General features: G+C 72.7%; 24 protein-coding genes. 17 read left to right on the top strand and 7 right to left on the bottom strand.

Going from position 1 to position 24653, the window contains the following annotated elements:
• The 5 genes from ACZ7C5_RS28710 to ACZ7C5_RS28690 are packed head-to-tail and all read left to right on the top strand — an operon-like array spanning position 1 to position 5179.
• Positions 1-963 (top strand): carbohydrate ABC transporter permease, encoded by a 963-nt coding sequence (locus ACZ7C5_RS28710; RefSeq protein WP_401090069.1) that lies wholly within the window; start codon positions 1-3, stop codon positions 961-963.
• Positions 953-1792: a carbohydrate ABC transporter permease gene (locus tag ACZ7C5_RS28705; RefSeq protein WP_401090071.1), complete on the top strand. Its 840-nt coding sequence runs from the start codon at positions 953-955 to the stop codon at positions 1790-1792. Before ACZ7C5_RS28710 ends, ACZ7C5_RS28705 begins: the two co-directional genes overlap by 11 nt.
• Positions 1789-2841 carry an ROK family protein gene (locus tag ACZ7C5_RS28700; protein ID WP_470323734.1) on the top strand — a complete coding sequence of 351 codons (1053 nt, stop codon included), beginning with the start codon at positions 1789-1791 and terminating at the stop codon, positions 2839-2841. Before ACZ7C5_RS28705 ends, ACZ7C5_RS28700 begins: the two co-directional genes overlap by 4 nt.
• The gene (locus tag ACZ7C5_RS28695; protein ID WP_401090074.1) at positions 2838-3536 is read left to right on the top strand and encodes an N-acetylmannosamine-6-phosphate 2-epimerase; all 699 of its coding nucleotides are present in this window, start codon (positions 2838-2840) and stop codon (positions 3534-3536) included. The genes ACZ7C5_RS28700 and ACZ7C5_RS28695 overlap by 4 nt, the downstream gene beginning before the upstream one ends.
• Positions 3536-5179, top strand: coding sequence for a DUF4127 family protein (locus ACZ7C5_RS28690; RefSeq protein ID WP_470323733.1), 1644 nt, complete (start codon positions 3536-3538; stop codon positions 5177-5179). Before ACZ7C5_RS28695 ends, ACZ7C5_RS28690 begins: the two co-directional genes overlap by 1 nt.
• Before the next feature lie 685 nt (positions 5180-5864).
• On the opposite strand, the gene ACZ7C5_RS28685 is transcribed toward ACZ7C5_RS28690, so the two are convergent.
• Complete coding sequence (locus ACZ7C5_RS28685) at positions 5865-6671, bottom strand: exodeoxyribonuclease III (RefSeq protein ID WP_401090078.1); 807 nt, start codon at positions 6669-6671, stop codon at positions 5865-5867.
• Between the two features lie 313 nt (positions 6672-6984).
• On the opposite strand from ACZ7C5_RS28685, the gene ACZ7C5_RS28680 reads away from it, so the two are divergent.
• Complete coding sequence (locus ACZ7C5_RS28680) at positions 6985-7758, top strand: GntR family transcriptional regulator (protein ID WP_470323747.1); 774 nt, start codon at positions 6985-6987, stop codon at positions 7756-7758.
• Between the two features lie 298 nt (positions 7759-8056).
• Here the strand turns inward: ACZ7C5_RS28680 and ACZ7C5_RS28675 are convergent, their stop codons facing one another.
• From ACZ7C5_RS28675 to ACZ7C5_RS28665, 3 genes are all read right to left on the bottom strand, one after another.
• Positions 8057-9220 carry an ROK family protein gene (locus ACZ7C5_RS28675; protein WP_223244575.1) on the bottom strand — a complete coding sequence of 388 codons (1164 nt, stop codon included), beginning with the start codon at positions 9218-9220 and terminating at the stop codon, positions 8057-8059.
• A 247-nt stretch (positions 9221-9467) separates the two neighbouring features.
• Positions 9468-9827: a hypothetical protein gene (locus ACZ7C5_RS28670; protein ID WP_401090082.1), complete on the bottom strand. Its 360-nt coding sequence runs from the start codon at positions 9825-9827 to the stop codon at positions 9468-9470.
• 93 nt (positions 9828-9920) lie between these two features.
• Positions 9921-11474, bottom strand: a complete 1554-nt coding sequence (locus ACZ7C5_RS28665; protein WP_470323732.1) for a hypothetical protein — start codon at positions 11472-11474, stop codon at positions 9921-9923.
• A 310-nt stretch (positions 11475-11784) separates the two neighbouring features.
• Between ACZ7C5_RS28665 and paaK the strand changes: the two genes are divergently transcribed.
• The 3 genes from paaK (at position 11785) to ACZ7C5_RS28650 (ending at position 14364) form a co-directional block, all read left to right on the top strand.
• Positions 11785-13119 carry a phenylacetate--CoA ligase PaaK gene (gene paaK, locus ACZ7C5_RS28660; protein ID WP_401090084.1) on the top strand — a complete coding sequence of 445 codons (1335 nt, stop codon included), beginning with the start codon at positions 11785-11787 and terminating at the stop codon, positions 13117-13119.
• Positions 13120-13226: 107 nt separating this feature from the next.
• The gene (locus tag ACZ7C5_RS28655; protein ID WP_401090086.1) at positions 13227-13898 is read left to right on the top strand and encodes a class I SAM-dependent methyltransferase; all 672 of its coding nucleotides are present in this window, start codon (positions 13227-13229) and stop codon (positions 13896-13898) included.
• Between the two features lie 331 nt (positions 13899-14229).
• Positions 14230-14364: a hypothetical protein gene (locus ACZ7C5_RS28650; RefSeq protein ID WP_401090088.1), complete on the top strand. Its 135-nt coding sequence runs from the start codon at positions 14230-14232 to the stop codon at positions 14362-14364.
• Positions 14365-14431: 67 nt separating this feature from the next.
• Here ACZ7C5_RS28650 and ACZ7C5_RS28645 read toward each other — a convergent pair whose 3' ends face one another.
• The gene (locus tag ACZ7C5_RS28645; protein WP_470323731.1) at positions 14432-15868 is read right to left on the bottom strand and encodes an aminopeptidase P family protein; all 1437 of its coding nucleotides are present in this window, start codon (positions 15866-15868) and stop codon (positions 14432-14434) included.
• Between the two features lie 113 nt (positions 15869-15981).
• Between ACZ7C5_RS28645 and ACZ7C5_RS28640 the strand changes: the two genes are divergently transcribed.
• From ACZ7C5_RS28640 to ACZ7C5_RS28625, 4 genes are all read left to right on the top strand, one after another.
• Positions 15982-16599: a helix-turn-helix domain-containing protein gene (locus ACZ7C5_RS28640; protein ID WP_401090092.1), complete on the top strand. Its 618-nt coding sequence runs from the start codon at positions 15982-15984 to the stop codon at positions 16597-16599.
• A gap of 76 nt (positions 16600-16675) precedes the next feature.
• Positions 16676-16948, top strand: a complete 273-nt coding sequence (locus tag ACZ7C5_RS28635; protein ID WP_470323730.1) for a hypothetical protein — start codon at positions 16676-16678, stop codon at positions 16946-16948.
• A gap of 4 nt (positions 16949-16952) precedes the next feature.
• A complete protein-coding gene (locus ACZ7C5_RS28630) occupies positions 16953-17093 on the top strand; it encodes a hypothetical protein (RefSeq protein WP_470323729.1) in 141 nt (46 codons plus the stop codon).
• Between the two features lie 205 nt (positions 17094-17298).
• Entirely contained in the window at positions 17299-17697 is a 399-nt protein-coding gene (locus ACZ7C5_RS28625) for a hypothetical protein (protein ID WP_401090098.1), read from the top strand.
• 148 nt (positions 17698-17845) lie between these two features.
• On the opposite strand, the gene ACZ7C5_RS28620 is transcribed toward ACZ7C5_RS28625, so the two are convergent.
• Positions 17846-19558 (bottom strand): CTP synthase, encoded by a 1713-nt coding sequence (locus tag ACZ7C5_RS28620; protein ID WP_470323728.1) that lies wholly within the window; start codon positions 19556-19558, stop codon positions 17846-17848.
• A gap of 57 nt (positions 19559-19615) precedes the next feature.
• The gene (locus ACZ7C5_RS28615) at positions 19616-20599 is read right to left on the bottom strand and encodes an Lrp/AsnC family transcriptional regulator (RefSeq protein WP_470323746.1); all 984 of its coding nucleotides are present in this window, start codon (positions 20597-20599) and stop codon (positions 19616-19618) included.
• A gap of 298 nt (positions 20600-20897) precedes the next feature.
• Here ACZ7C5_RS28615 and ACZ7C5_RS28610 point away from each other — a divergent pair, with 298 nt between their 5' ends.
• From ACZ7C5_RS28610 to ACZ7C5_RS28595, 4 genes are read left to right on the top strand one after another with little or no spacing between them, the layout of a single operon-like run.
• The gene (locus tag ACZ7C5_RS28610; RefSeq protein ID WP_401090104.1) at positions 20898-21470 is read left to right on the top strand and encodes a nucleoside 2-deoxyribosyltransferase; all 573 of its coding nucleotides are present in this window, start codon (positions 20898-20900) and stop codon (positions 21468-21470) included.
• Between the two features lie 53 nt (positions 21471-21523).
• A complete protein-coding gene (locus tag ACZ7C5_RS28605; protein WP_470323727.1) occupies positions 21524-22453 on the top strand; it encodes a beta/alpha barrel domain-containing protein in 930 nt (309 codons plus the stop codon).
• A complete protein-coding gene (locus tag ACZ7C5_RS28600) occupies positions 22450-23298 on the top strand; it encodes a creatininase family protein (RefSeq protein ID WP_401090108.1) in 849 nt (282 codons plus the stop codon). Before ACZ7C5_RS28605 ends, ACZ7C5_RS28600 begins: the two co-directional genes overlap by 4 nt.
• A complete protein-coding gene (locus ACZ7C5_RS28595) occupies positions 23295-24608 on the top strand; it encodes an NtaA/DmoA family FMN-dependent monooxygenase (protein WP_401090110.1) in 1314 nt (437 codons plus the stop codon). The genes ACZ7C5_RS28600 and ACZ7C5_RS28595 overlap by 4 nt, the downstream gene beginning before the upstream one ends.
• Positions 24609-24653 lie beyond the last annotated feature (45 nt).

Below are 24653 nucleotides of genomic sequence, written 5' to 3'. Positions count from 1 at the left end.
ATGCCCGTCTCCCCGCGAACAGCGGTGGCAGACCCGCCCAGGAGCGGGTCCGCCACCGCGGGGCAGCCGACGCGACGTCCGTTCTGGACCCGGCGCCGACGTGACCAGCTCGCCGGTCTCGCGTTCATCTCGCCCCAACTCATCGGCTGCGCCGTCTTCGTGCTGCTGCCCATCGCCCTGGTCTTCCGGTACAGCCTGCACGAGTGGAACGTGCTGGCCGGCGACTTCCACTACACGGGCGGCGACAACTACACCCAGCTGCTGGACGACGCCAACCTGCCCGAGGTACTGAGGTCCACGGCCCTGTTCTCGGTCGGCCTGGTGGTGCTCAACCTCTCCCTGGCCCTCCTGCTCGCCGTCCTGCTCAACCAGAAGCTGCGCGGAATGACGGTGTTCCGCACGCTGTTCTTCTCTCCCGTCGTGGTGTCGCTGGTCGCCTGGACCATCGTGTGGGGCTTCCTGCTCCAGGCCAACGGCGGCATCAACGGCCTGCTGCGCACCGTCGGCATCGACGGACCCAACTGGCTGCGCGGCGAGGGCACCGCCATGCTCTCGGTCATCGTCGTGCAGGTGTTCAAGAACGTCGGTCTGAACATGGTGCTGTTCCTGGCCGCGCTCCAGGGCGTGCCCAAGGAGCTGTACGAGGCGGCCCGGGTCGACGGGGCCGGCGCGTGGATCCGGTTCCGGTCCATCACCCTGCCGCTGATCAGCCCGACGATCCTGCTGACGTCGGTGATCACCATCGTGGGTTCGCTCCAGGTGTTCGCGCAGATCGCGGTGCTCACCCAGGGCGGCCCGAAGCTGTCCACCACCGTGCTCGTCTACTACCTCTACCAGCAGGCTTTCCAGTTCCATCACTTCGGCTACGGCGCGACCCTGTCCATCCTCCTGCTGCTGGTCGTGCTGGCGCTCACCGTGTTGCAGTGGCAGATGCGCAAGAGGTGGGTCTTCCATGAATCGTAAAATCCCGCTGCGCGCCCGAGTCGCCATGTACGGCCTGCTCTGTGTGCTCGCGATCCCCTTCGTCTTCCCGACCTGGTGGATGGTGACGTCGTCGTTCAAGCCCATCGGCGACATCTTCTCCTACCCGCCGAAGCTCTTCCCGACCAACCCGACGCTCTCGGCCTACCAGGAGGTCTTCGACGGGCGCCCGTTCGTCCAGCAGTACGTCAACAGCCTCTACATCGCCGCGCTGGTGACGGTGGGGACGATGATCGTCTCCTCGCTCGCCGGGTACGCCTTCGCCCGCATCAGGTTCCGTGGCCAGAACGCGCTGTTCCTGGTGGTCCTGGTGGGCCTGCTCATCCCGAGCGAGGTCACCATCGTCCCGCTCTTCCAGATGTTCAACGACCTCGGCCTGATCAACACCCACTGGCCGCTGATCCTGGTGCCGGTGCTCGGCGCGCCGAGCGTCCTGGCCACGTTCATCATGCGGCAGTTCTTCATCAGCCTGCCCGACGAACTGGAGGAGGCCGCCCGGATCGACGGCATCGGCTACTTCGGCACGTTCCGGCGGATCGCCCTGCCGCTCGCCAAGCCGGCGCTCGGCGCCGTCGCGATCTTCACCTTCCTGCAGAGCTGGAACCTCTACCTGGAACCGGTGGTGTACCTCTCCTCGCCGGAGAAGTTCACCCTGCCGCAGGCGCTCACCCAGTACGTGGACTCCTACGGCGGGGCCATGTGGAACGTCCAGCTCGCCGCGGCGTCGCTGACCGCGATCCCGGTGCTGATCGTGTTCGTCATCGCCCAGAAGCAGTTCATCGAGGGCCTCGCCCACACGGGGCTGAAGTGAACGCCACACTCGGCATCGACATCGGCGGCACCAAGACGCTGGCCGCCCTCGTCGGACCCGACGGCGCCGTGCTCGACCAGGCTCGAGCCGACACCCCGGCCGCGCGGGGCCCGGACGCGGTGCTGCGGACCGCCGCCGACCTGGCCCGGCGCCTCGGCGGCGCCGGTCCGGTCGGCGTCGGCGCCGCAGGTCTCATCGACCCGGCCACCGGCGTCGTCCGGTACGCCACCGACTCCCTGCCCGGCTGGGCCGGCACACCGGTGGCCGACGCGCTGGCCCGGCGCATCGGCCGGCCCGTCGTGGTGGACAACGACGTCAACGCCGCCGCCCTCGGCGAGAGCTGGGCCGGGGCCGCCAGCGGTCACGCACACGTGCTGCTGGTCGCGGTCGGCACCGGCCTCGGCGGCGGCCTGGTCCGCGGCGGCGCCGTCGACCACGGGGCGCGCGGCGGCGCCGGAGAGACGGCCCATCTTCCGTCGCCGGAGGCCGACGAGCTGACCTGCGGCTGCGGGCGCACCGGACACCTGGAGGGCGTGGCCTCCGGCACGGGTCTCGCCCGCGCCTACCGGCTGCGCACCGGGGCGGACGTCACCGGCCGCGAGGTCGCCGCCCGCTGCGCCGCCGGCGACGCGGCCGCCGTGGAGGTCCTCGCCACCGCCGGCCACGCCCTCGGCCGGGCCCTCGCTGGTCTGGTGGCGCTGCTCGATCCGCAGACGGTGGTGGTGGCCGGAGGCGCCGGCAGAGCGCTGCTGCCGTACGCCCGAAGCGCGTATGCCGCCGAGCGGCTGCCGGTCCACGCCGACGTGACGCTGGTCCCGGCCGCGCTCGGTGACGCGGCGGTCGCCGTCGGCGCGGCCCGGGCGGCGATGACCCGGCGGGCCATGAGCCCGCCGTCCGATCCGGGGCCGTCCGATCCGGGGCCGTCCGATCCGGGGCCTGCCGGTCCTGGGCGGGCCGGTCCCGGGTCTGCCGGTCCCGGTCCTGCCGGACCCGGCAGCCGGCCGCGGTCGGTCACCTTCCCGCGCACCACCGAAACGGAGCCACAGTGAACGTTCTCGACACCCTCCGCGGCGGCCTGGTGGTCTCCTGCCAGCCGCTGCCGGACGAACCCGCCGACCCGATGCGCGACGCAGCCGTGCAGGCGAGGGTCGCCGCCGCCGCGGTCCTCGGCGGCGCGGCCGGAATCCGCGCCAACGCCCCCGAGGACATCGCCGCCGTGCGGGCGGCGGTGGACGTGCCGGTCATCGGCCTGTGGAAGGACGGCCCCGGGCCGGTCGTGATCACGCCGACCGGCAGGCACGCCCGAGCCGTCGCGCAGGCCGGGGCGCACCTGGTCGCCATCGACGCCACCGACCGTTCGCGACCCGAGCCGTTCGCGGCCGTCGTCGCCGCCGCGCACGCGGCCGGCGCCCTCGTCCTGGCGGACGTGTCCACCGAGGCGGAGGGACAGGCCGCGGCCGACGCGGGCGCCGACGCCGTCGCCACCACGCTCTCCGGCTACACCCCGCACACCCCGAAGACCCCGGGGCCCGACCTCGGCCTGCTGGAACGCCTGGTCACGCGGCTGTCCGTGCCGGTGATCGCCGAAGGCCGCTACCGCACAGCGGACGACCTGCGACGCGCCTACGCCGCGGGGGCACACGCCGTGGTGGTGGGCAACGCCATCACCTCACCCCTGTACCTGACCAGGGAGCTGGCCCGGTCGGTTCCCGCTCACACCGACGCGAACGGAGCGCACCCCTGATGAGAAGACGCACGGTCCTGACCGCCGGAGCCGCCGTCCTGGCCGCCCCGCTGCTGGGCCTCACCCCGCAGGCAGCCACCGCGGCCCCCCGTCCGAGCCGCCGGATCGCCCTCGTCCCCCTGGACGACCGGCCCGTCAACGTCTACTGCCCGACCATGACCGCCGCCGTCGCCGGCGTCGACCTGGTACTGCCGCCGCGCAATACCCTCGGCCGCTTCTTCCAGCCCGGGGACGGCGCGGCCGTCGCCCGCTGGCTGGGCTCGGCCGGCGCCGACGAGTACGTGATCTCGGTGAGCATGCTCGCGTACGGCGGCCTGATCGCCTCCCGCACGGGCACGCCCACGCTTGAGTCGGCGCGGGCCAACATCGCGGCGATCCGGGCCCTGCGGGCGGCCCGGCCGAGCGCGCAGATCGTGGTCCACGACACCATCCAGCGCCTCGCGTTGACCCCCGGCAACCCCGACCTCGAACAGTACGTGGCCGCGCTGGTCGAGTGGGCCAAGCTGTACGACCAGGTGGAGAACCTCGGCCGGGAGGACCTGCGGCCCCGGCTCACGGCAGTGCGGGCCACCATCCCGGACGCGGTGGTCGACGACTACCTGAAGGCGCGGGCCCGCAACCACGAGGTCAACCGGCAGATGGTCGAGTGGGTCGCCGACGGCACCATCAGCCATCTGGTGCTCTCCGAGGACGACACCGCCCCGGTGGGCCTGGCCCGGGCCGAACGCGTCGAACTCGAAAAGCTGGTCGAGCAGTCGGGAGTCGGCCGGCGGGTCGAGGTCTTCCCCGGCGCGGACGAGGTCGACGCGCTGCTGGTCGCCCGGCTGATCGCCGCGGGCACCTCGCCCACCTACCGGGTGGAGTACGCCGGGATCTCCGGCGAGCAGTGGACGGCGGAACTCGAGGGCATCCCGTTCGCGGAGAACATCCGCCGGCACGTGAAGTCCGTCGGCGGCACCGTCGTCGACGGCCGCGCCGACCTGGTGCTCATGGTCAACACCCCTTCGGCGGACAAGGACCGGCGGGCGGCCGACCTCGCCGCGTTCGCCCGCCGGGTCGCCGGGCTGACGGCGGCCGGGGAGTCGGTCGTCGTGGTGGACCCGACCTTCGTCAACCGCGCCGACCACGACCTGGTGGCCGAGCTGGAACAGCGCGTCGACCTGGCCGCGCTGCTCTCGTACTCCGGCTGGAACACCGGCGGCAACGCCCTCGGTCTGGCCCTGGCCCACGGCACCGCTCGCTGGGCCTTCCTGAAGCGCTCGACCAGCGGAATGGGGGTGCCGGCGCTGACCGACCCGGGCCGGGCGCACGCGGAGTACCTGCTCTACCGGTTCGTCAAGGACGACCACTGGAAGAACGTCCTCCAGAAGGCCGCCTACGCGGAGGCCAGGTCCAAGGGGTGGAACCCGCTGAACCTGACGGCCGAGCAGAAGGCCCTCTTCGACGGCTGGGTCCGGGACCGCCTCGCCCCGACGACCCGCCAGTACTTCACCGACCACTTCGCCGGCCACCGCCTCGTCCTCGGCTACCGCGGCGCGACCACCCGCACCGCCAAGCTCGCCGCCGTCAGCGGCGTCCACATCGAACTGCCCTGGGACCGCCTCTTCGAGGTGACGCTCGAACCCCACCTCACCCTGGCCTGAGAGGAGCGCGAACGATGCAGCACAACCGCCGCCGCAGTATCCTCATCACCGGCGCCGTCGGTCTCGCCGGGGCCGCCCACCTCACCTCTCCCGCCGTCGCGGCTCCCGGCCGCACCGCGCCCGCCACGCCGCCCGCGCCCGCGCATGGGAGGAGTACCGGGTACGGCTTGCCACGCACGCGCCGCGGTGGTCCGGGCTCGGGTGGCAGTACCACCGATCGGTGGAGGTGCCGTGGGGGTGATCCGGTGACGGGGTGGCCTCCGGCGGCCAGGTGACCTGGTGACCCGGTGACCTGGTGTCCCGGTGATCGCTGCCGGGCATCGGTTCGGCTGAGACCGCCGGCGTCGACAAGCGGCTCGACCGTGTTCGATGTGGTGATGTGAAGCAGACGCCGTCCCCCACTGGCGCACTCTCGTTGCCGAGAGCACGCCAGTGGGGGATGTGGGAGAGTCACTCTGCCTGATCCCCTGGTGGTGCCGCATGGCCTTCTCGTCAGTCGGCGGTCGGGTGGGAGACGGTGCGACGCATCGACTTGTCGAACCGGCCCGGGCGAGATCGCAGGCCTCGTCGGCCGGCGCGGGCCGACCTCGTCTGGGGCGCACCGTTGATCGGGGGCGGCCGTGCCCGCCACCGCGGTGGCGGGGCGGCCGTTCCCGGGACCTGACCAACTCCGGCTACCCGTAGGTCAGTTGTCCCCGAAGTCGAACTCGACGGTGACGGGGGCGTGGTCGCTCCAGCGCTCGGCGTGGGAGGCCGCGCGCTCGACGTAGGCCTTGACGGCGGTGTCCGCGAGCTTCTGACTGGCCATCAGGTAGTCGATCCTCCAGCCGGAGTCGTTGTCGAAGGCGCGGCCGCGGTAGGACCACCAGGAGTAGGGGCCGGTGCGGTCGGGGTGGAGGGCGCGGACGACGTCGACGTAGCCGGCCTCGTCGAGGACGCGGGAGAGCCAGGCGCGCTCTTCGGGGAGGAAACCGGCGGACTTCTGGTTGGCCTTCCAGTTCTTGAGGTCCTCGGGCCGGTGGGCGATGTTCCAGTCGCCGCAGACGACGACCTCACGGCCGTCGGCGGCGGCGCGGGCGCGCAGGGCGGTGAGGTGGACGAGGAATTCCGCCATGAAGCGTTCCTTTTCGTCCTGGCGCTCGGTGCCGACCTCGCCGGAGGGGAGGTAGAGGCTGGCGACGGTCAGGCCGGGCAGGTCGATTTCGGCATACCTGCCCGAATTGTCGAATTCATCCGACCCGAATCCGATCGCCGTGCGCTGCGGCTCCTCGCGGGAGAGGACGGCGACGCCGGCCCGGCCCTTGGCGGCGGCGGGGGCCCAGATCGCGTGCCAGCCGTCCAGGTCGCGCAGTTCGACGGGCAGTTGCCCGGGTTCGGAGCGCACCTCCTGGAGGCAGACCACGTCCGCCTCGGTGCCGGCCAGCCACTCGACGAAGCCCTTCTTGGCCGCCGCCCGGATTCCGTTCACGTTCACACTCGTCACCACGATCACCCGGGCAGCCTACCGACTGGTCACCCCCGGCCCGAACCGTGACGCGCGGCGGGCGGCCGTCTCCCGCCGCAATGGTGACAGTGACTGACAGGAGATGTCGTGAACGTGGCATGAATATGGGCGACGGTCACACCAAGCCTCGGCATTGGTCTTGACCATCTCCGGATGGAGCCCCTAGGGTCACTTACTGCAAGGACCTTTAATAAAGAAGGACGGATAAAGGACCGCTCTCCCACCTGCCGCAACAGCGAGCAGTGGGCCCGGGATCCGGCCTCCTTGTCGCAGGGCGGACAACATCAGGGTGGAGGACACGGTGGGTACGACGGGACAGCTTTCTGCGGTGCCGGAGCCGAAGTACTGGCACCTGCGCACGGTGCTGCTGCGGGCCATCGACTCGGAGTTCTCCACCGGTCAGGTGCTGCCCAACGAGCGCGAGCTCTCCGCCCGCTTCGGCGTGGCGCGGGCGACGCTGCGGCAGGCGCTCGACCAGCTGGAGCTGGAGGGCCGTCTGGTGCGCCGTCGGGGGATCGGCACCCTGGTCGCCGCCCCGCGGGTCGGCGTCCCGGTCAACCGGCAGGAGGAGGGCTGGCCCGGCGCCGCGCGCAGCCAGGCCTGGCGGGTGGTGGACTGCACCACCGCTCCCGCCTCCGCGCAGCTGGCGCAGGGCCTCGGCATCGCGGAGGGCGCCACCGTGCACACCGTGCGCCGGGTCCGCATGGTCGAGGGCCGTGCGGTGGCGACCGAGTCGCTGCACGTCCCGGCCGCCGCGCTGCCGCACCTGCCGGGCTTCCGGGCCGAGAGCGACCGCGCCCGTTCGGTGCTGCGCCAGCTGGAGCGCCTGGAGGTGGACGGTGAGTCCCGTTCGGTCGAGCTGGGTGTCGCCGAGGCCGAGCAGGCCGCGCTGCTGGAGCGCCCGCCGGGCTCGCCGGTCCTGGTCCTGATCACCCAGTACGCCTCGGCCGGCCGGCTCGCGGCGCTGGCGATCGCCACCTACCGGGCGGACACCTGCAAGCTGACCTTCGGTGAGACCGGCCTGGTCGAGGTCACCCCGGTCGGTGCGGCGGCCGCGGTCCGCACGGCCTCCTGAAGTACGGCCTCCTGAAGCCGACTTCCTGAAGTACGGCTTCGCGAAGTACGGCGGTCCGAGGCGTCACAGTCCGAGGCACCGCCCCCTGAACCATTTTCCGGAAACCCTCAGGTCGAGGCCCGGGCGCCGATCGGCGTCCGGGCCTTTGCCGTCGACCGGACGGCGTGGTCGCCGTTCCCGAGGGCGGGCCGCGGGAGGACGCGGCGGCGGCGGGCCTCCGGCCGGGCGCTCGATGTGGCGGAGCGTCGCCCGTGGGGATGAGTCCGCGGGGCGGCGAAGCGCCCCGCGGGTCGCGCGGCTACGCCCGGGGCGGGTCGACGGCGAAGAGCTGCTCCTCGACGTGGTCGAGGGCGACGCGCAGGGCGCCCATCGCCACCACCTCGGAACCGAGGGCCGCGAGGGCGACCTCCGGGGCGCGCAGGGTGAACTGGGCCAGGCGTTCGCGCAGCGGGCCCAGGACGCCGTCGAGGCCGGCCGCCCAGCCGCCGATGACCACCAGCTGCGGGTCGATGGCCAGGACGAGCGCGGCGACGCCCTGGACGAGGCGGGTGAGGAAGCGGTCCATGGCGACCTTGGCGATCTCGTCGCCCTCCCTGGCCAGCCGCAGGACGCGGGCCACGGCGGCCTCGTCCAGCGGGTTGAGCGGCTTTCCGGTGGTGGACAGCAGGCGCTCGGGGGTGACCTCCTGGCCGAGCAGGTGCAGGGCGCCGATCTCGCCGGCCGCGCCGCCGAAACCGCGGTGCAGCCTGCCGCCGATCAGGGACCCGGCGCCCGGGCTGAGGCCGGCCATCACGAAGACGACGTCGTCGGCGCCGACCGCCGAGCCCTGCCAGTGCTCGGCGATGGCGGCCAGGTTGGCGTCGTTCTCGATCAGGACCGGGCAGCGGAAGGAGCGCCGCAGCTTGGCGCCGAGGTCGAGTCCGGTCCAGCCGGCCATCGCGGTGCCCAGCTGGATGGTGCCCTCGCGGTCCACGATGCCGGGGGTGCCGATGCCGACCGACCACAGGTTGTCGCGGGAGATGCCGGCCTTGCGCAGCACCTCGGCGACGGCGGTGCGGACGGCGGCGAGCCGGTCCTCGGCCTCCAGGGTCTCGTCCACCGGCTTGAAGTGACTGCCCACCACCTCGCCGGTGAGGTCGGCCAGGATGACCCGGATGTCATGGACGCCGATCTCGATGCCGAGGATGTGTCCGGCCTCGGCGCGGAAGCGGAACCAGCGGGCCGGGCGGCCCCGGCGGCCGGTGCCCGGCTGGCCGTCCTCCCTCGGCTGCTCGACCTCGGCGACCAGCCCGGTCTCGACCAGGCCCTCGATCACGCCCTCGACCGTCGGGCGGGAGAGCCCGGTCTCGCCGACGAGCTGGGTGAGGGTCACGGAGTGGCCGTTCCGCAGCGCCCGAAGCGTGACCGCCGCGTTGATCCGCCGCAGCAGCGAGGAGTCTCCTCCGGTGAGCCGATCCGCCAATGCGATGCCCTTCGCCGTTCGCGCGACTGCCCTGGCGCGCGGTGTCGAGTGCGCGGTGCCCACCGAATGGCCCGCGGGGGAGCGCCCCCGGAGAACGCGGCAGGGCGGCAGGGGGCCGCCTGCGCGAGGGCCGGAGGACATGCGGGAGCCTACCCGGGGACGGGCCCGGGCGGCGAGGATCTTCGCAGCTCATCCCGGCTTCGGTATCGAAATGGTACGGATCGGGTGGCGGTGCGTGACCCGGGCTTCACCGCCTGGCCACGGTCGGCCCGCGCCCGGGCCGCGGGGACCGCACCGACCGGCGGGAGCGCTCCGCCGGCAGTGAGCCGAGGCCGCGCCGGGAGCCGGCCGTCAGGGCGCCGAAGGCGAAACAGGCCGCGCCGACGGAGCCGATGGACAGCAGACTGCCGATGGAGAGGACGGACCCGGCCGAACCGATGGACAGCACGGATCCGGCCGAACCGATCGAGAGGACGGATCCGGCCGAACCGATGGAGAGCACCGAGCCGACCGAACCGATCGACAGCACCGAGCCGATGGAGCCGATGGAGCCGATGGATCCGAGCGAGCCGTGGGAGGGCGGAGCCGGACGTGCGGAAGCGGTCATGCCCTTGATCGTAGCCAGCCCGCCCCGCCCCCGCGCCCGCAGTCGGCCCGCCCCGGGCGCTCAGTCGACCCGGGCCTCAGCGCACCCGGGCGCTCAGTTCACCCGGGCCGCGAACAGCCGTTGCCCCAGCAGGCCCATCGGGTGTCCGTCCTCCGGCAGGGTGAGCACCGTCGGGCAGCCGGCGGCCGTGAGCGCCGCCCGCCACTGCGCGGCCGGGTGGGCGATGCCGCCGCCGACGTCGCCGGTGATCAGCAGGTCGAGCTGTTCGGCGGTGGGCGCGAGCAGCAGCAGCCGGCCGCCGGGGGCGAGCCGGCGGACCAGCGCGGGCACCACCTCCTCCGGCCGCCCGGTCGCGGCCGCGGTGGCGACCACGAGGTCGTAGCGGCCGCCGTCGGGGGCGCGGTGGTGCTCGGTGTGCTGACGGGGCGGCCCGGCGGAGAGGGCACGGGCGACGGCGGTCTCGGAGTCCTCGGCGCCGAGTTCGAGGACACGCAGCGGGACGGGCCCGGCGTGGGCCTCGGCGGTGCCGCGCACCATCGCGCCGAGGGCGGCGCCGAGGAAGCCGCGGGCGGCGGCCCAGCGGACCGGGGTGGCGGCCGCCCGGGGCGCCTCCTGGCCGGTGATCAGCCCGGGCAGCCGCAGCGCGCCGCGCCGGACCCGGTCCAGGGCGGCGGCCGGGCCGAGCCCGTCGTCCCAGGCCTCGACGGCCGGGCGCCAGGCCTGCCGGACCTCGGCGGTGCCGGGCCCGGGCCCGCCGCGGAAGACCGGGCCCTGGGCCCCGCCGTCCTGGCGGGTGATCAGGCCGCGCCGGGCGAGCGCGTCCAGCCAGTGGCTGACCCGGGGGCGCTGGGCGGGGGTGACCATGGCGGTGGCCAGGAGTTCGGCCCCGGGGTGGCCGCGCCCGGGGTCGGTGAGCACGCCGGCCTGCTGGAGGGTGTGCAGCAGGGTGGTGAGTACGGCCCGGTCGAGGTGGGCGCCGAACGCGTGGACCTGCTCGGCGGTGACGCCGATGCCGTGCTTCCAGGCGGCGGCGGAGGCGCTCTCGGCGTCGGCGCGCAGCCGGCGGTCGGCGGCCTCGGCGTTGCTGTCGGGGGCGCGGACGTGGGCGAGGACGGCGCCGAGCGCGTCGACGGCGGCGTACACGTCCTCCTGGCGGGGTTCGGGGCCGATGTGCAGGACCAGGCGTAGCGCGGCGAGGTCGTGGGCGGCGAGGCCGGGCTGCCGGCCGAGCCGCCAGAGCAGTGCGGAGGGCAGGCTGAGGTGGGTGCTGCGGCTGGCGGCGACGGCGGCGAGCTGCTGGTCGGGGTGCTGGTCGGGGTCCCCGCAGTGGACGGTGCCGCCGGCCAGCAGGGTGGCGAGGGCGAGGTCGACGGCGAGGTCGGTGACCGGGTGCAGCACGGTGTGGCGGATCGGGGGCGTGCCGAGGACGCCGGCCCAGTAGCGCAGCCGCTGCTCGGCGGCCCGGGTGGCGGAGGGCGGCAGCGTGGCGTGCTCGGCGACGCGCTGGGCGAGGGCCCGGGGCAGGCCGCCCGGCGGGGAGACGCCGAGCAGCAGGCCGATGCCGCTGATCGCGCGCCCGTCGGCGACGACGGCGGGCCGTTCGCCGAGCTCGCGCAGCGCGCTGACCAGGGCAGGGGTCGTGGGCACGGTGATCACTCCGGGGGCTCGGGCAGCGGCCGGGCTCGGGCGGTAACCGGGCTCGGGCAGAAACCGCACCACTGAACCACGCGTTCGAGGTGGGAAGGGGCGTGAGCAAGTCAAACTTCGGTAATGATTTTCATATCGGACAGCCAAGCTGTCGGGGTGAGGGCACCGTGAAGTGGCCGGAAGTTCACATTCCGGAAGGCTGGTGCGATCCCTTGACAGCTGGTTCGGGTACTGGATCAATGGAGCCCGACGAGCCTGACCGAACGATCGGTAGGTGGCTCCGATCGGGCAGAGCAGCGAAGGAGCGACGATGACCGGCACCGCACCCGTCCCGCGCAGGCGCCTCGGGGAGCCGATCCCGCCCGAGCTCCTGGACGCCGGTGAGCGGATGGGCCCGGACGAACTGCGCGCCCACCAGCTCACCCGGCTGCGGGCCACCCTGCGGCACGCGTACGACAACGTCGAGCTGTACCGCCGCAAGTTCGACGCCGCCGGAGTCGGCCCGGAGGACTGCCGCAGCCTCGCCGACCTCGCCCGCTTCCCCTTCACGACCAAGGCCGACCTGCGCGAGGGCTACCCCTTCGGCATGTTCGCCGTCCCGATGGAGCGGGTCCGCAGGATCCACGCCTCCAGCGGCACCACCGGACTGCCGACCGTGGTCGGCTACACCGACGACGACCTCTCGATGTGGGCCGACGTGGTCGCCCGCTCGATCCGCGCGGCCGGCGGCCGGCCCGGCCACAAGGTGCACATCGCCTACGGCTACGGGCTGTTCACCGGCGGCCTGGGCGCCCACTACGGCGCCGAGCGGGCAGGCTGCACCGTCATCCCGGCCTCCGGCGGCATGACGGCCCGCCAGGTCCGGCTGATCCTGGACTTCGAGCCCGAGATCATCATGGTCACCCCGTCCTACCTGCTGACCCTGCTGGACGAGTTCGAGAAGCAGGGCGTGGACCCGCGCGGCACCTCGCTCCGGGTGGGCATCTTCGGGGCCGAGCCCTGGACGGAGGAGATGCGGCGCGAGATCGAGGAGCGGCTCGACCTGCACGCCGTCGACATCTACGGCCTCTCCGAGGTGGTCGGCCCCGGCATCGCCCAGGAGTGCGTGGAGACCAAGGACGGGCTGCACATCTGGGAGGACCACTTCTACCCGGAGGTCGTCGACCCGTTCACCGACGAGGTGCTCCCCGACGGCGAGGGCGGCGAACTGGTCTTCACCTCGCTCACCAAGGAGGCGCTGCCGGTCGTCCGCTACCGCACCCGCGACCTCAGCCGGCTGCTGCCCGGCACCGCTCGGCCGGCCTTCCGGCGGATGGAGAAGGTCACCGGCCGCAGCGACGACATGATCATCCTGCGCGGGGTGAACGTCTTCCCGACCCAGATCGAGGAGATCCTGCTGCGCACCCCCGGTGTCGCGCCGCACTTCCAGCTGCGGCTCGGCCGGCAGGGGCGGCTCGACCACATGACCGTCCGGGTCGAGGCCAGGCCGGACGCCTCCACCGAGCTGCGGGAGGCGGCGCGGGCGGCGATCGTCGGCGCGGTGAAGGACGGGGTCGGGATCACCGTCGCGGCCGAGGTGGTGGACCCGTACACGCTGGAGCGCTCGGTCGGGAAGATCAAGCGCGTGGTGGACGAGCGGCGTTGAACCCGACGCGCCGTCATGCCGGGAGCCATGCCGGGAGGCGGGGCGGGCGACGGAGCGGGCGGCCGGGCGGGCGTGGACACCCCCGCGCGGGCCCTATGCTGCGGGGCATGCCGAGTGAGCTGCGTACTCTTCAGCCCGTCGAGGACCTCGCCTTCGTCCGGCGGGAGACCGAGCTGAAGCCCGTCCCCTTCGTGCCCGAGATCAGCCTGTACATGGCCGAGGACGCCATCGCCCTGTGGGAGACCACCGAGCGGGAGCGCGGGCGGGCCGGGCTGCCGCCGCCGTTCTGGGCCTTCGCCTGGGCGGGCGGGGTGGCGGTCGCCCGCTACGTGCTGGACCATCCCGAACTGGTGGCCGGCCGCCGGGTGCTGGACGTCGCGGCCGGCTCCGGACTGGTCGGGGTGGCCGCCGCGCTGCGCGGGGCGACCGAGGTGCGCGCCGCCGAGATCGACGCCTACGCGGTGGCCGCGATCGGCGTGAACGCCGAGGCGAACGGGGTGCGGGTGGAGGGCGCCCTGGTGGACCTGGTGGACGGCGACGGCGGTCCGGCCGAGGTGGTGCTCGCGGGGGACGTCTTCTACGAACGGGCCATGGCCGCCCGCTTCCTGCCCTTCCTGGAGCGGGCCGTCGCTCGCGGCGCGACCGTCATCGTCGGCGACCCCGGCCGGGCCTACCTGCCCCGGGACAGGTTCACCGCGGTCGCGGCCTACCAGGTGCCGGTGGTCGCGGACCTGGAGGACACCGCGGTCAAGACCACCACGGTGTGGCGGCTCGGCTGACGGTACGTCACATCGGGGGAGGCCCGCCCGGGCCGTGGAATTCCCGGCGGTGTGGCGGGGGCGGCTGCTGGGGCGTGTCTGACAATTCCCGCCGGGTGCGCGACGCGCCCCCAGCCTTCGGCCGGGAGGTACCCCCAGGGCACGCACCTCGCCGCGTTGTCGTCGGTCGCCAATGGCCCCCAGCCTGGCGGCCGGGAGGTGCCCCCACCGCAGTGGCTCCGCCCCCAGCCTTCGGCCGGGAGGTGCCCCCACCTCCGCCTTGCGATGCACGCACCCCAACGCCGCGCCCTGATCCGACGCCAATTGTCAGACACGCCCCAGACAGGCCCGCATGACCGATCGGATCGCGCGGCGCGCCGACGCCATGGTGCTGGACGACAACGCGCTCGGCCACCGCACCTGGCAGGCGGCCGGCTGCCACCCGGAGCCGCGGTGGAGCCGCTGGCTCAAGCCGCTGCCCGCCTGACGGCCGCCGCGGCGGTTGCTCCCGTCCCCGTCAGGACGGGAGCAACCACCGTGGGAGAGAGCGGTGTTCAGCCGCGCAGCCGGGCCAGCCAGGCCTCGACCTCGTCGGAGCGGCGGGGGAGGCCGGCGGAGAGGTTCTCGTTGCCGTCCTCGGTGACGAGGATGTCGTCCTCGATCCGCGCCCCGATGCCCCGGTACTCCTCCGGCACCGTCAGGTCGTTCTCCTGGAAGTAGATGCCGGGCTCGACGGTGAGCACCATGCCGGGCTCCAGCGGGCCGTCGACGTGCTCCTCGGTGCGGGAGTGGGCGCAGTCGTGGACGTCGATGCCCAGCATGTGGCCGGTGCCGGCCAGGGTGAAGCGCCGGTGCAGGCCCAGCTCGTACACCTTGTCCGCGCTCAGGTCGCCGAACAGGCCCCAGGCGGTGAGGTGTTCGGCCAGCTCGCGCTGGGCGGCGTGGTGGAAGTCGCGGAACCGCCCGCCGGGCTTCACCGCGGCGATGCCGGCCTCCTGGGCCGCGTACACGGCGTCGTAGACCTTGCGCTGGAGGTCGGTGAAGCGGCCGCTGACCGGCAGGGTGCGGGTGACGTCGGCGGTGTAGAGGTGGTCGGTCTCCACGCCCGCGTCGAGCAGCAGCAGGTCGCCGGGCCTGGCGTGGCCGTTGTTGCGCACCCAGTGCAGGGTGGTGGCGTGCGGGCCGGCCGCGGCGATGGTGCTGTAGCCCACGCTGTTGCCCTCGATCCGGGCGCGGACGAAGAAAGTGCCCTCGATCAGCCGCTCGGAGGTCGCGGAGTCGGTGCCCAGCACGCGCACCACGTCCTCGAAGCCGCGGGCGGTGGCGGCGCAGGCGAAGCGCAGCTCCTCGATCTCGAACTCGTCCTTGACCAGGCGCAGTCCGGACAGGAAGACCTCGAACTCCGCGTCCCGCTCGGCGACCGCCCGGTCGGCGAGGGCCGCCTCCACTCCCGCGTCGTGGCGGCGCAGCACGCGGGCCGGGCCGGTAGCGGCGCGCAGGTCGGCGCGGACGGTGCGGACGTCCCGGCAGGGCAGGCCGAACAGCCGCTCGCTCTCGGTCAGGCTGTTGCGGCGGCCGTCCCACAGCTCGCCGTGGTTGTCCAGCCAGAACTCGCCGTTGTCGGTGCGCGAGCGGTCGCGCAGGTAGAGCACGGCCTCGTGGCCGCTGTCCCCGGCCGGGGTGAGCACCAGGACGGCGTCCTCGGACTGGTCGCCGGTCAGGTAGGCGTAGTCGGAGGAGGGGCGGAACGGGTAGTCGGTGTCGTTGGCCCGCACCTTGGGGTTGCCCGCCGGGACCACCAGCAGCTCGCCAGGGAAGGCGGCGGACAGCTCCGCGCGGCGGCGGGCGGTGTGCGCGGCCTGCGGGATCGGCTCCAGGGCGGTGCGCTCGGTGTCGGCCCAGCCCTGCGTCATGCTCGCGGCGAGTTCGTCCGTGACGCCGCGGGTCAGGCCGTTCTTCCGGTACTTGATGGTCTCGGCGGGCTCGGTCACTGCGGTCTCCTGGTGAGGGTGGGGGAAGCGCGGTGCTTCGCTACGCTGCCCCGTCCGTCGGTGTGCGTCCCGTACGGTATATCGAACAATGCCGGGAGAGAAGAGGTTCGAGCGTGAACGATGCCGAGGAATCCGTCCGGGGCGTCCTGGCCGCCAACCTGAAGCGGGTGCGGGCCCAGCGCGGACTGTCGCTGTCCGAGCTGTCCCGGCGGGCCGGGGTCGGCAAGGCGACGCTCTCCCAGCTGGAGTCGGGGGCGGGCAATCCCACCCTGGAGACCGTGCTCGGGCTCTCCCGGGTGCTCGGCGTGCCGATCTCCGACCTGGTCGAGGCCAGGCCGGCCGGCGAGGTCACGGTGGTGCGCGCGGCCGAGGCCGAGGTGCTCAGCGGACGGGGCGTGGACCTGCGCCCGCTGCGCCGGATCGAGTCCGGGGACGCGGTGTTCGAGCTGTACGACCAGGTGGTGCGCACCGACGGCACCCAGATCTCCGGCGGCCACAGCGGGACCGAGCACACCGTCGTCCAGGCCGGCCGGCTGCGGGTGCGGGCGGGGCGCCAGGAGGTCGAGCTCGGCCCGGGCGACTACATCGGCTTCGACGCCTCGCTGCCGCACAGCTACACCGCCGTGGCCGGCGAGCCGGTGCGCTCGGTGCTGGTGCTCCAGTACCGGGCCGAGCAGCACCGCCACCTCGCCGAGACGGCCCGGCCGGCCGCGTGGGGGCTCTGGCACTGAGCGGCCCGGGTGGTTCGGCGCACCGCCGGATCGTTCGCAATACCGAACGGGCGGCGAGTGCGGCAGGATGATCATCATGACGGACGCACTCACTTGGCTCGCGGAATCCCAGTCGATCGCCTACGGCGGGGACCGCAGCTGGGGCTCCGACGGCGTGGATGGCGAGCCGGCCACCGCCGCGGCCCTGGCAGCCGAGCCGGCCGCCGCCGGAGTGCCCGACCACGACCGTGCGGGCGACGACCTCCACCGGACGAGCCTGGAGGTGATCGGCCGCCACTTCGGGCTCACCCTGCCACGCGCCCAGGTGCGGGAGGCCGCGCTCCCGGCCGTCCTGCTGGAGTTCGGCTGAGCGGATGGCACCCGCCCCGACCTCCCACCGGCCCGTCACGGACGCCCCCGGGATCGTGACCTGCCTGGTCGCCCGCGCGGACCGGCGGGAGAGGGTGCTGCGCGACTTCCTGGAGATCGCCACCGCGACGCTGCGGCCCGGCTGAGCGCCGCGGGCCCGGGCGCCGGAAGGCCCGGGCGGCGACGGCGGCGCGGCCGTCAACCGGCGTGCGCGGGATCCACCTCCGGGCGCCAACGGTGCGGGAACTCACTGTGAATTGTTCACCGGTCAGAGTGACAGCCCAGCCGCCTCCGGGGCTCTGCGGGCATCATGGGCCGCGACCGGGACGTCGCGGGACAGGGAGTCGACCGATGGGTAGGCCGATGGCGGAGTTCGGCTGCGCGAAGTGCTACGGCGAGGACGAGCAGGCGGTGTGGCGGCGGCAGCAGGTGGGGTTCGAGCACGAGACGGCGGTGGTGGACGGTTCGCGCTTCGCGGTCAACCTGCGGCGCTGCCGGGACTGTTCGCAGCGGTTCGTCTGGATCTTCACCGAGGTCGTCGACTGGATGGGCGGGGACGACGCCCAGTACGTGACGATCATGCCGGTGACCGCCGACGAGGCCACCGGCCTGACCGCCGGCACCCTGCGACCGCGCGGCCTCGGCGCGCTCGGCCGCGACCGCCGCCGCCTCAACCACGACTGGCCGACCGGCGGCCCGGCCCGGCTGCACTGGAACTCCGGGCGCTTCCTGGTCGCTGACGGCCGCTGACGACCCGGAGGCCGGCAAGCGGTGTACGACGTCCCGCCGGAGCCTGTTCGGTCGGCTGCCGTGGTGCCGGGTGCGCCGCAGTCTCCGACGGCCGGGGCGGCGGACGAACTGCTGTCCCGGTCAACGGCGTTCGGCCCGGTGCGGGCCGTCAGAGGTGGCGGAGACCGGGCTCCTCCCCGCTTCGAGGCGGGCACGTCGACTGCGCTTCGAGTCGGTGGCGGCCGGTGAGGCGTTCGACGGCCGCCTTCACCAGCCCGGTGAAGAGCGGGTGCGGGCGGGTGGGGCGGGAGCGCAGTTCCGGGTGGGCCTGGGTGGCGACCAGGTAGGGGTGCACCTCGCGCGGGTACTCGACGTACTCGACCAGGTCGCCCTTGGGTGAGAGGCCGGAGAACACCAGGCCGGTCTTCTCCAGGTCCGCGCGGTAGGCGTTGTTGACCTCGTAGCGGTGGCGGTGGCGCTCCTCGACGTACTCCTGGCCGCCGTAGACCTCGCGCACGATGGAGTCCTCGGCGAGCTTGGCCGGGTACAGGCCCAGGCGCATGGTGCCGCCCAGGTCGCCCTTGCCGTCGAGGACGGCCAGCTGCTCGGCCATGGTGGAGACGACCGGGTGGGCGGTGGCCGGGTCGAACTCGGTGGAGTTGGCGTCCGGCAGGCCGGCCAGGCTGCGCGCGGCCTCGATGACGACGCACTGGAGGCCGAGGCAGAGGCCGAGCAGCGGGATCTTGTTCTCGCGGGCGTAGGTGATGGCGCCGACCTTGCCGTTGACGCCGCGGTCGCCGAAGCCGCCGGGGATGCAGATGCCGTCGACGTCGCCGAGCCGGGCCTCGGCGCCGGCCGGGGTCTCGCAGTCGTCGGAGGCGACCCACTTGATCCTCACGCCGGCCCTGTTGGCGAATCCGCCGGCGCGCAGCGCCTCGGTGACCGACAGGTAGGCGTCGGGCAGGTCGACGTACTTGCCGACCAGCGCGAGGAGGATCTCGTGATCGGGGTTGTGGACGCGGTCCAGCAGGTCGTCCCAGGTGGTCCAGTCGACGTCGCGGAACGGCAGGTCCAGGCGGCGCACCACGTAGGCGTCCAGGCCCTCGGCGTGCAGCATCTTGGGGATGTCGTAGATCGAGCGGGCGTCGGGGCAGGCGACCACGGCGGCCTCGTCCACGTCGCACATCATCGAGATCTTGTGCTTGATCGCCTGCGGGACCTCGCGGTCGGCGCGCAGCACGATCGCGTCGGGCTGGATGCCGATGTTGCGCAGGGCGGCGACGGAGTGCTGGGTGGGCTTGGTCTTCAGCTCGCCCGAGGGGCCGATGTAGGGCAGCAGGGAGATGTGCACGACGAAGACGTTGTTCCGGCCGACCTCGTGGCGGACCTGGCGGACGGTCTCCAGGAACGGCAGCGACTCGATGTCGCCGACGGTGCCGCCGACCTCGGTGATGACGACGTCCACCGCGTCCGTCGCCACGCACCGGACGCGGTGCTTGATCTCGTTGGTGATGTGCGGGATGACCTGGACGGTTTCGCCCAGGTACTCGCCGCGGCGCTCCTTGGCGATCACGGTCGAGTAGACCTGGCCGGTGGTGACGTTGGCGGTGCCGTCCAGGTCACGGTCGAGGAAGCGCTCGTAGTGGCCGATGTCGAGGTCGGTCTCGGCGCCGTCGTCGGTGACGAACACCTCGCCGTGCTGGAACGGGTTCATGGTGCCCGGGTCCACGTTGAGGTACGGGTCGAGCTTCTGCATCGTCACGCGCAGGCCGCGGGCCTTCAGCAGCATGCCCAGGCTGGAGGCGGTGAGCCCCTTGCCGAGCGAGGAGGCGACACCCCCGGTGACGAAGAGGTGCTTGGTCGTCGTGGATTTCGGCGGCATGGCCAAGAGAGGGCTCCCGTGGTCGCGGCTGGCAGGGGGAGGGGGAGGCACGGCTCCTCAGGGCGCGTCGGGCACAGCGGATCCGGGTCCGGAGACGCGGGTGAGGATCTCCGTGTCGCAGTCGAGGATGTGCGGTAGCGCTCCGATCGTGTCGACGACGAAGCGGTACAGGCTGGTCTCGTCCTCGACGCACACGTCGGCCAGGATGCTGTGACACCCCGTCACCGCTGCGCAGAAGGACACCTCGGGACATCGGGACAGGGCGGTACCGACGACTTCGATGCCCGCCGGATGGACCTTCAGCCGTACCCGTGCCTCCACGGGGCGGCCCAGGAAGGCCGGGTCGGCGACGGTGCGCAGCCGCAGCACCCGGCGCTCCAGCAGGGAGGCCACCCGCCGCCCCGCCGTGGCGGTGGAGAAGCCGAGGTCCCTGCCGAGATCGGTGAGGCTGATGCGGGCGTTCCTCGTCAGGGCATCGGCGACGCGGCGGTCGGTGGGCGTGAGGTCGTGCCGGGGTGCGGGTCCGGGCAAGGGCTGGACCAGGCTTGCCCGCAAGCGCTTCTCCTCCTCCTCGGCCAGGACAGGGGCGTGCCACTCGGCCTCGGTTCGGAACGAGCGCAGTGTGATGTGTGAGCTGAGCACCGTGGTTTCGGGGAGACCGGGTACTTCCTCCAGCGGCAGGGAGGGCAGGCGTGGCCGTCCCTCCACGAGCAGGTGGCACCACAGGCCGGCCCCTCCGCTCACAGCGGCGACGTTAAGCACCCCGGGGAGCTTTGCCAATCGTTGAGGGATGGTTTCCAGACAACCCATCGCGGTCCGCAGCCGAAGGTGCACGGAGTGTCCCCGTCCGCTGTACAGGGGGTCGTAGTCGGCCGTGCAGCGGATGGTCCCCGTGCTCAGGAGCCGCTGGATGCGCCGTGCCACCGTGCGCTCGTGGTCGCCGAGGATGCGCCCCAACTCTGCGACTCCGGCGCGGGGGTTGATCTGGAGCGCTGCCACGATGCGCTGGTCAAGGTCGTCACTGACGTCTGAATCGTTCATCACGCCGCAATGATGGCAGGATCTTTGTCAGAAAAGCGATGGATGTTGTCGGGATCAATCAGCTGAGGCAGACTCGCAGATCCATCGCCGGAGTGGCGCCTGGAGAGCTTGTCGCATCCGACCCGAGGCGCCGGCCGAGTCACCACAGCGCCTGCTGTACCACCGCGGCCGGTACGCACCGATCGCCGACGCCCGCGACGCCGGTACGCCTGGCCCGCCCGCGCGGCCCGCCCCACCGCACACCACCGTGCCCGATGCAGGGCACACCCACCCCGAACGAACGAGGAGAGACACCGTCATGGAAACGAAGCCCGGCACGCGCGCCGAAGCGACGCCCGCGCGACAGTCCGGCCTGCTCACGGGGCTCGACGTCTTCGTCGGCGGACCGATCCAGCACGCCATCCTGGAGAACGGTTTCGTCGGCCACCTGCAGGACGCGATCACCACGGCGATCGACGCCGTCCGGGACAACGGAGCGAACGTCTTCTCGGCGCACCTCGTGGAGAAGTTCGGGGCCGAGACCGCGTCGTTCACCCCGGAGCAGGTCTCCGTGCGCGACTTGCGCTGGATGAAGAAGTGCGACGTCTTCGTGCCCGTCCTGCCGGTACTGGAGGACGGCACCCTGCGACGCACGGACGGCACCCACGTCGAACTCGGCTGGGCCACGGCCCTGGGGCGTCCCATCGTCCTGATCACCAAGCAGCCCTTCGTCGACTCCGCGAGCCACCTCCTGAAGGGCCTGCACCGGGTCGGCTTCGTCCAGACCATCGACTTCGACGAGTTCACCGAGAAGCCGGCGCTGCTCATCGACGCCGTGCTCGCCGCCACGGAGCGCCAGCGCGAGGCCATCGGCGCGAGCCTCGTCGCCTGACCGGCACCCGCCGGCACACCCCCACCTGCCCCACCGACGGACGGAGACATCGAGTGCCCGACGCGTCGATCCTAGGCCTGCCGCTGGCCAACCCCGTGATCGTCGGATCCGGACTGCTGACGGACCAGGAGCGCAACATCCGCCGACTCGTCGAGCGGGGCGCCGGAGCCGTCGTCACCAAGACCATCCACCCCAACCCGCCGCAAGGCCTCGACGAGCGGATCATCCGGCTGCCCGTCGGGCTGCTGAACAGCACCACCTACTCCAAGCGGCCGGTCAACCACTGGCTGGGCGTGCTGCGTTCGTTCGCCGAGGACCGGCTGCCCGTCATCGCCTCCCTGCACGCCGACACCCCGGCCGAACTCGCCGCCCTGGCCAAGGACGTCGAGGCGACCGGCTGCCGGGCCCTGGAACTCGGCATCTCCTGCCTCAACGAGGAGGAGGGGCTGGAGGACGACAACCCCGACCGGGTCTACGCCTACACCTCCGAGACCCGGGGCAGGACGGCGCTGCCGATCTCCGTCAAGCTGGCCGTCGGCGAGGGGCTCCAGGGCCGGGTGCACGCCGCCATCGAGGGCGGAGCCGATGCCGTCACCCTCAGCGACACCATCGGCGGCGCGGCCGTGTCCCCCGCGACCGGGGGGCTCGAACTGAACGGCGTCTTCGGGTACTCCGGCCCCGGCCTCAAACCGCTCGTCCTCGCCGCCCTCTGGCAACTGCGCAGGAGAGGCGTCGAGTTGCCCGTCATGGGCTGCGGAGGAGTGAGCAGCGGCCGCGACGTGGCCGACTACCTCAGCGTCGGAGCGAACGTGGTCCAGGTCTACTCGGCGCTGCACACCGACATGTACGAGACGCTCGAACGCATCGTGGCGGAGACCCGGGACCTCATCGGCTCCTCCGCCGCCGCCCCGCTCCTGCCGGAAGCGACCCGGGAGGCACCTCAGGGCGCACCTCAGGGCGCACCTCAGGAGGTGGCGATATGACCGCCCGACCCTCCGGCCCCCGGCTGCTCACCGACCTGACCAGCGCCCAGGTCGCCGACACCGTGCGCGGACGCACCGTCGTGTGGCCCATCGGGGCGATCGAGCAGCACGGGCCGCACCTGCCGCTGTCCGTCGACCTGATCCTCGCGGAGGCGTTCGCCACCGGGATCGCGAAGGAACTCGACGCGTTCACCCTGCCCGCGCAGGCCGTCGGCGCGCGGTCCCTGCCCCAGAGCGGCGGCGGGCTCCACTTTCCCGGCACGGTCTACGTGGCCGGCGACACCCTCGTCCGCTTCCTGCGCGAGACGCTCACCGCGCTGTCGGCGCTGCCCATGGCCCGGCTGATCGTGGTCAACGGGCACTACGAGAACGAACCGTTCCTCTTCGAGGCGCTGGACCAGGTGCGCGAGCAGGGCCTGTTGGACAGCACGGAGGTCTTCGCGTTCAGCTGGTGGAGCCTGGTCAGGGACACCTGGACCGACGCGGAAGTCCCCCGGTTCCCCGGCTGGCACGCCGAGCACGCGGGCGTCACCGAGACGAGCCTCATGCTCCACCTGCGACCCGACCTCGTCACCGACGAGCGCCCCGACCACGACGATCCGCCTCGAGCGGGTGTCTACCTGCACCCCGTCGACGTCGGACGGACCACCAACCGCGGAGTCCTGTCCTCGACCTCCGGCGCCGACGCGGGCCTCGGGGAGAAGCTGCTGCGCCACGTCGTGGACGAGGCGACGGCCATGGTGCGCGACGGCGACGGGCTGCTCCTCGCCCGGACCCGCCCGGACCGCCGCCGTCCGGACCCGCAGCGCCGACCCGCCGCACATCCCGAAGGGAAGCAGCCGTGACCCGGAAGTTCCACCTCGCCTGTATCTTCAACTTCACCCCGGACGACTGGCAGGGCCCCTTCGGCACCGGAGGCTCACCCTGGGACGGAAAGTTCCACACGGAGGTGGCCCAGGCGCTCGAACGGGCCTGCTTCGACTACGTGATCATCGAGGACAAGCTGATGGTCCCGGAGAGCTACGGCGGTTCCGCCGAGCGGGCACTGCGGCAGGGCATGGTCGTCCCGAAGCACGACCCGGTCCCGCTGGCCGTCGCGATGGGCCTCGCCACGTCCCACCTGGGAATCGTCGCGACCCTGTCGACCCTGGCGTACCCGCCGTTCATGACCGCGCGCCTCTCCTCGACGATGGACAGCATGCTCGGCGGGCGCTTCGGCTGGAACATCGTCACCAGCGCCGAGGACCTGGCCGCGCGGAACTTCGGACTGGAGAAGCTGCCGTCACGGGACGTCCGCTACGCCATGGCCGACGAGTACGTCGACGTCGTCCGGCAGCTCTTCGCCTCCTGGGACGAGGACGCCGTCGTACTCGACCGGGAGAAGGGGATCTACGCCGACCACACCAAGGTCCGGCCGATCCACTTCAAGGGCGAACACTTCAGCGTGCGGGGTCCGTTGAACACCGTGCCCTCCCCGCAGCACCGGCCCGCGTTCGTGCAGGCCGGGGCCTCGCCCCGGGGCCGGGTCTTCGCCGCGCGCAACGCCGACTCGGTCATCGCCATCGCCAACGGGGTGGAGGGGATGAAGGAGTTCAGGGACGACGTGCGCAAACACGCCGAAGCGGCCGGCCGTGACCCCGACGAGGTCAAGGTCCTGTTCTGCGTGACGCCCACGCTCGGCGAGACGGAGCAGGACGCACGGGCCAAGTACGAGCGGATGATCTCGTCGCCCCAGTTCATCCACGACATCCTCGCCGAGACCTCCGCGCTCACGGAGATCGACTTCGCCCGGTTCGACCTCGACGAGCCCCTGCCGTACCGGCTGAAGACCAATGGCGAGCAGGGTTCACTGGACCAGCTCCAGCAGTGGGGCAGCGGCAAGACGCTGCGGGAACTGGTGCTGGACGCCGCCGGCGGGCTGGTCTCCTCGGTGGAACTCATCGGCACACCCGACCAGGTGGCGCAGCGGATGGGGGAGGTCATGGAGGAGGTCGGAGGGGACGGCTTCATGCTGACGACGCCGGTACTGCGGCTGAACCGCCACTGGGTCGCCGATGTCACCGACGGACTCGTGCCCGCGCTCCAGCGCCGCGGGCTGACCCGGAGCACGTACACCCCCGGCCACACCCTGCGGCAGAACCTCGCGGAGTTCTGAGCAGCCCCGCCGCACCCGGTGAGAGCCGTCCGGTCCCGGCGTCCG

The sequence above is a fragment of the Kitasatospora sp. NPDC036993 genome, from assembly GCF_055607525.1.
Note: the sequence above shows the minus strand (reverse complement) of the source record. Positions and strands in the feature narration are given on the sequence as shown.

Coding starts and splice junctions, on each gene's coding strand:
- ACZ7C5_RS28635 (WP_470323730.1), top strand. CDS start 16,676: ATGACGGACGCACTCACTTGGCTCGCGGAATCCCAGTCGATCGCCTAC.
- ACZ7C5_RS28710 (WP_401090069.1), top strand. CDS start 1: ATGCCCGTCTCCCCGCGAACAGCGGTGGCAGACCCGCCCAGGAGCGGG.
- ACZ7C5_RS28615 (WP_470323746.1), bottom strand. CDS start 20,599: ATGAACGATTCAGACGTCAGTGACGACCTTGACCAGCGCATCGTGGCA.
- ACZ7C5_RS28630 (WP_470323729.1), top strand. CDS start 16,953: ATGGCACCCGCCCCGACCTCCCACCGGCCCGTCACGGACGCCCCCGGG.
- ACZ7C5_RS28655 (WP_401090086.1), top strand. CDS start 13,227: ATGCCGAGTGAGCTGCGTACTCTTCAGCCCGTCGAGGACCTCGCCTTC.
- ACZ7C5_RS28600 (WP_401090108.1), top strand. CDS start 22,450: ATGACCGCCCGACCCTCCGGCCCCCGGCTGCTCACCGACCTGACCAGC.
- paaK (WP_401090084.1), top strand. CDS start 11,785: ATGACCGGCACCGCACCCGTCCCGCGCAGGCGCCTCGGGGAGCCGATC.
- ACZ7C5_RS28620 (WP_470323728.1), bottom strand. CDS start 19,558: ATGCCGCCGAAATCCACGACGACCAAGCACCTCTTCGTCACCGGGGGT.
- ACZ7C5_RS28650 (WP_401090088.1), top strand. CDS start 14,230: ATGACCGATCGGATCGCGCGGCGCGCCGACGCCATGGTGCTGGACGAC.
- ACZ7C5_RS28705 (WP_401090071.1), top strand. CDS start 953: ATGAATCGTAAAATCCCGCTGCGCGCCCGAGTCGCCATGTACGGCCTG.
- ACZ7C5_RS28610 (WP_401090104.1), top strand. CDS start 20,898: ATGGAAACGAAGCCCGGCACGCGCGCCGAAGCGACGCCCGCGCGACAG.
- ACZ7C5_RS28625 (WP_401090098.1), top strand. CDS start 17,299: ATGGGTAGGCCGATGGCGGAGTTCGGCTGCGCGAAGTGCTACGGCGAG.
- ACZ7C5_RS28690 (WP_470323733.1), top strand. CDS start 3,536: ATGAGAAGACGCACGGTCCTGACCGCCGGAGCCGCCGTCCTGGCCGCC.
- ACZ7C5_RS28670 (WP_401090082.1), bottom strand. CDS start 9,827: ATGACCGCTTCCGCACGTCCGGCTCCGCCCTCCCACGGCTCGCTCGGA.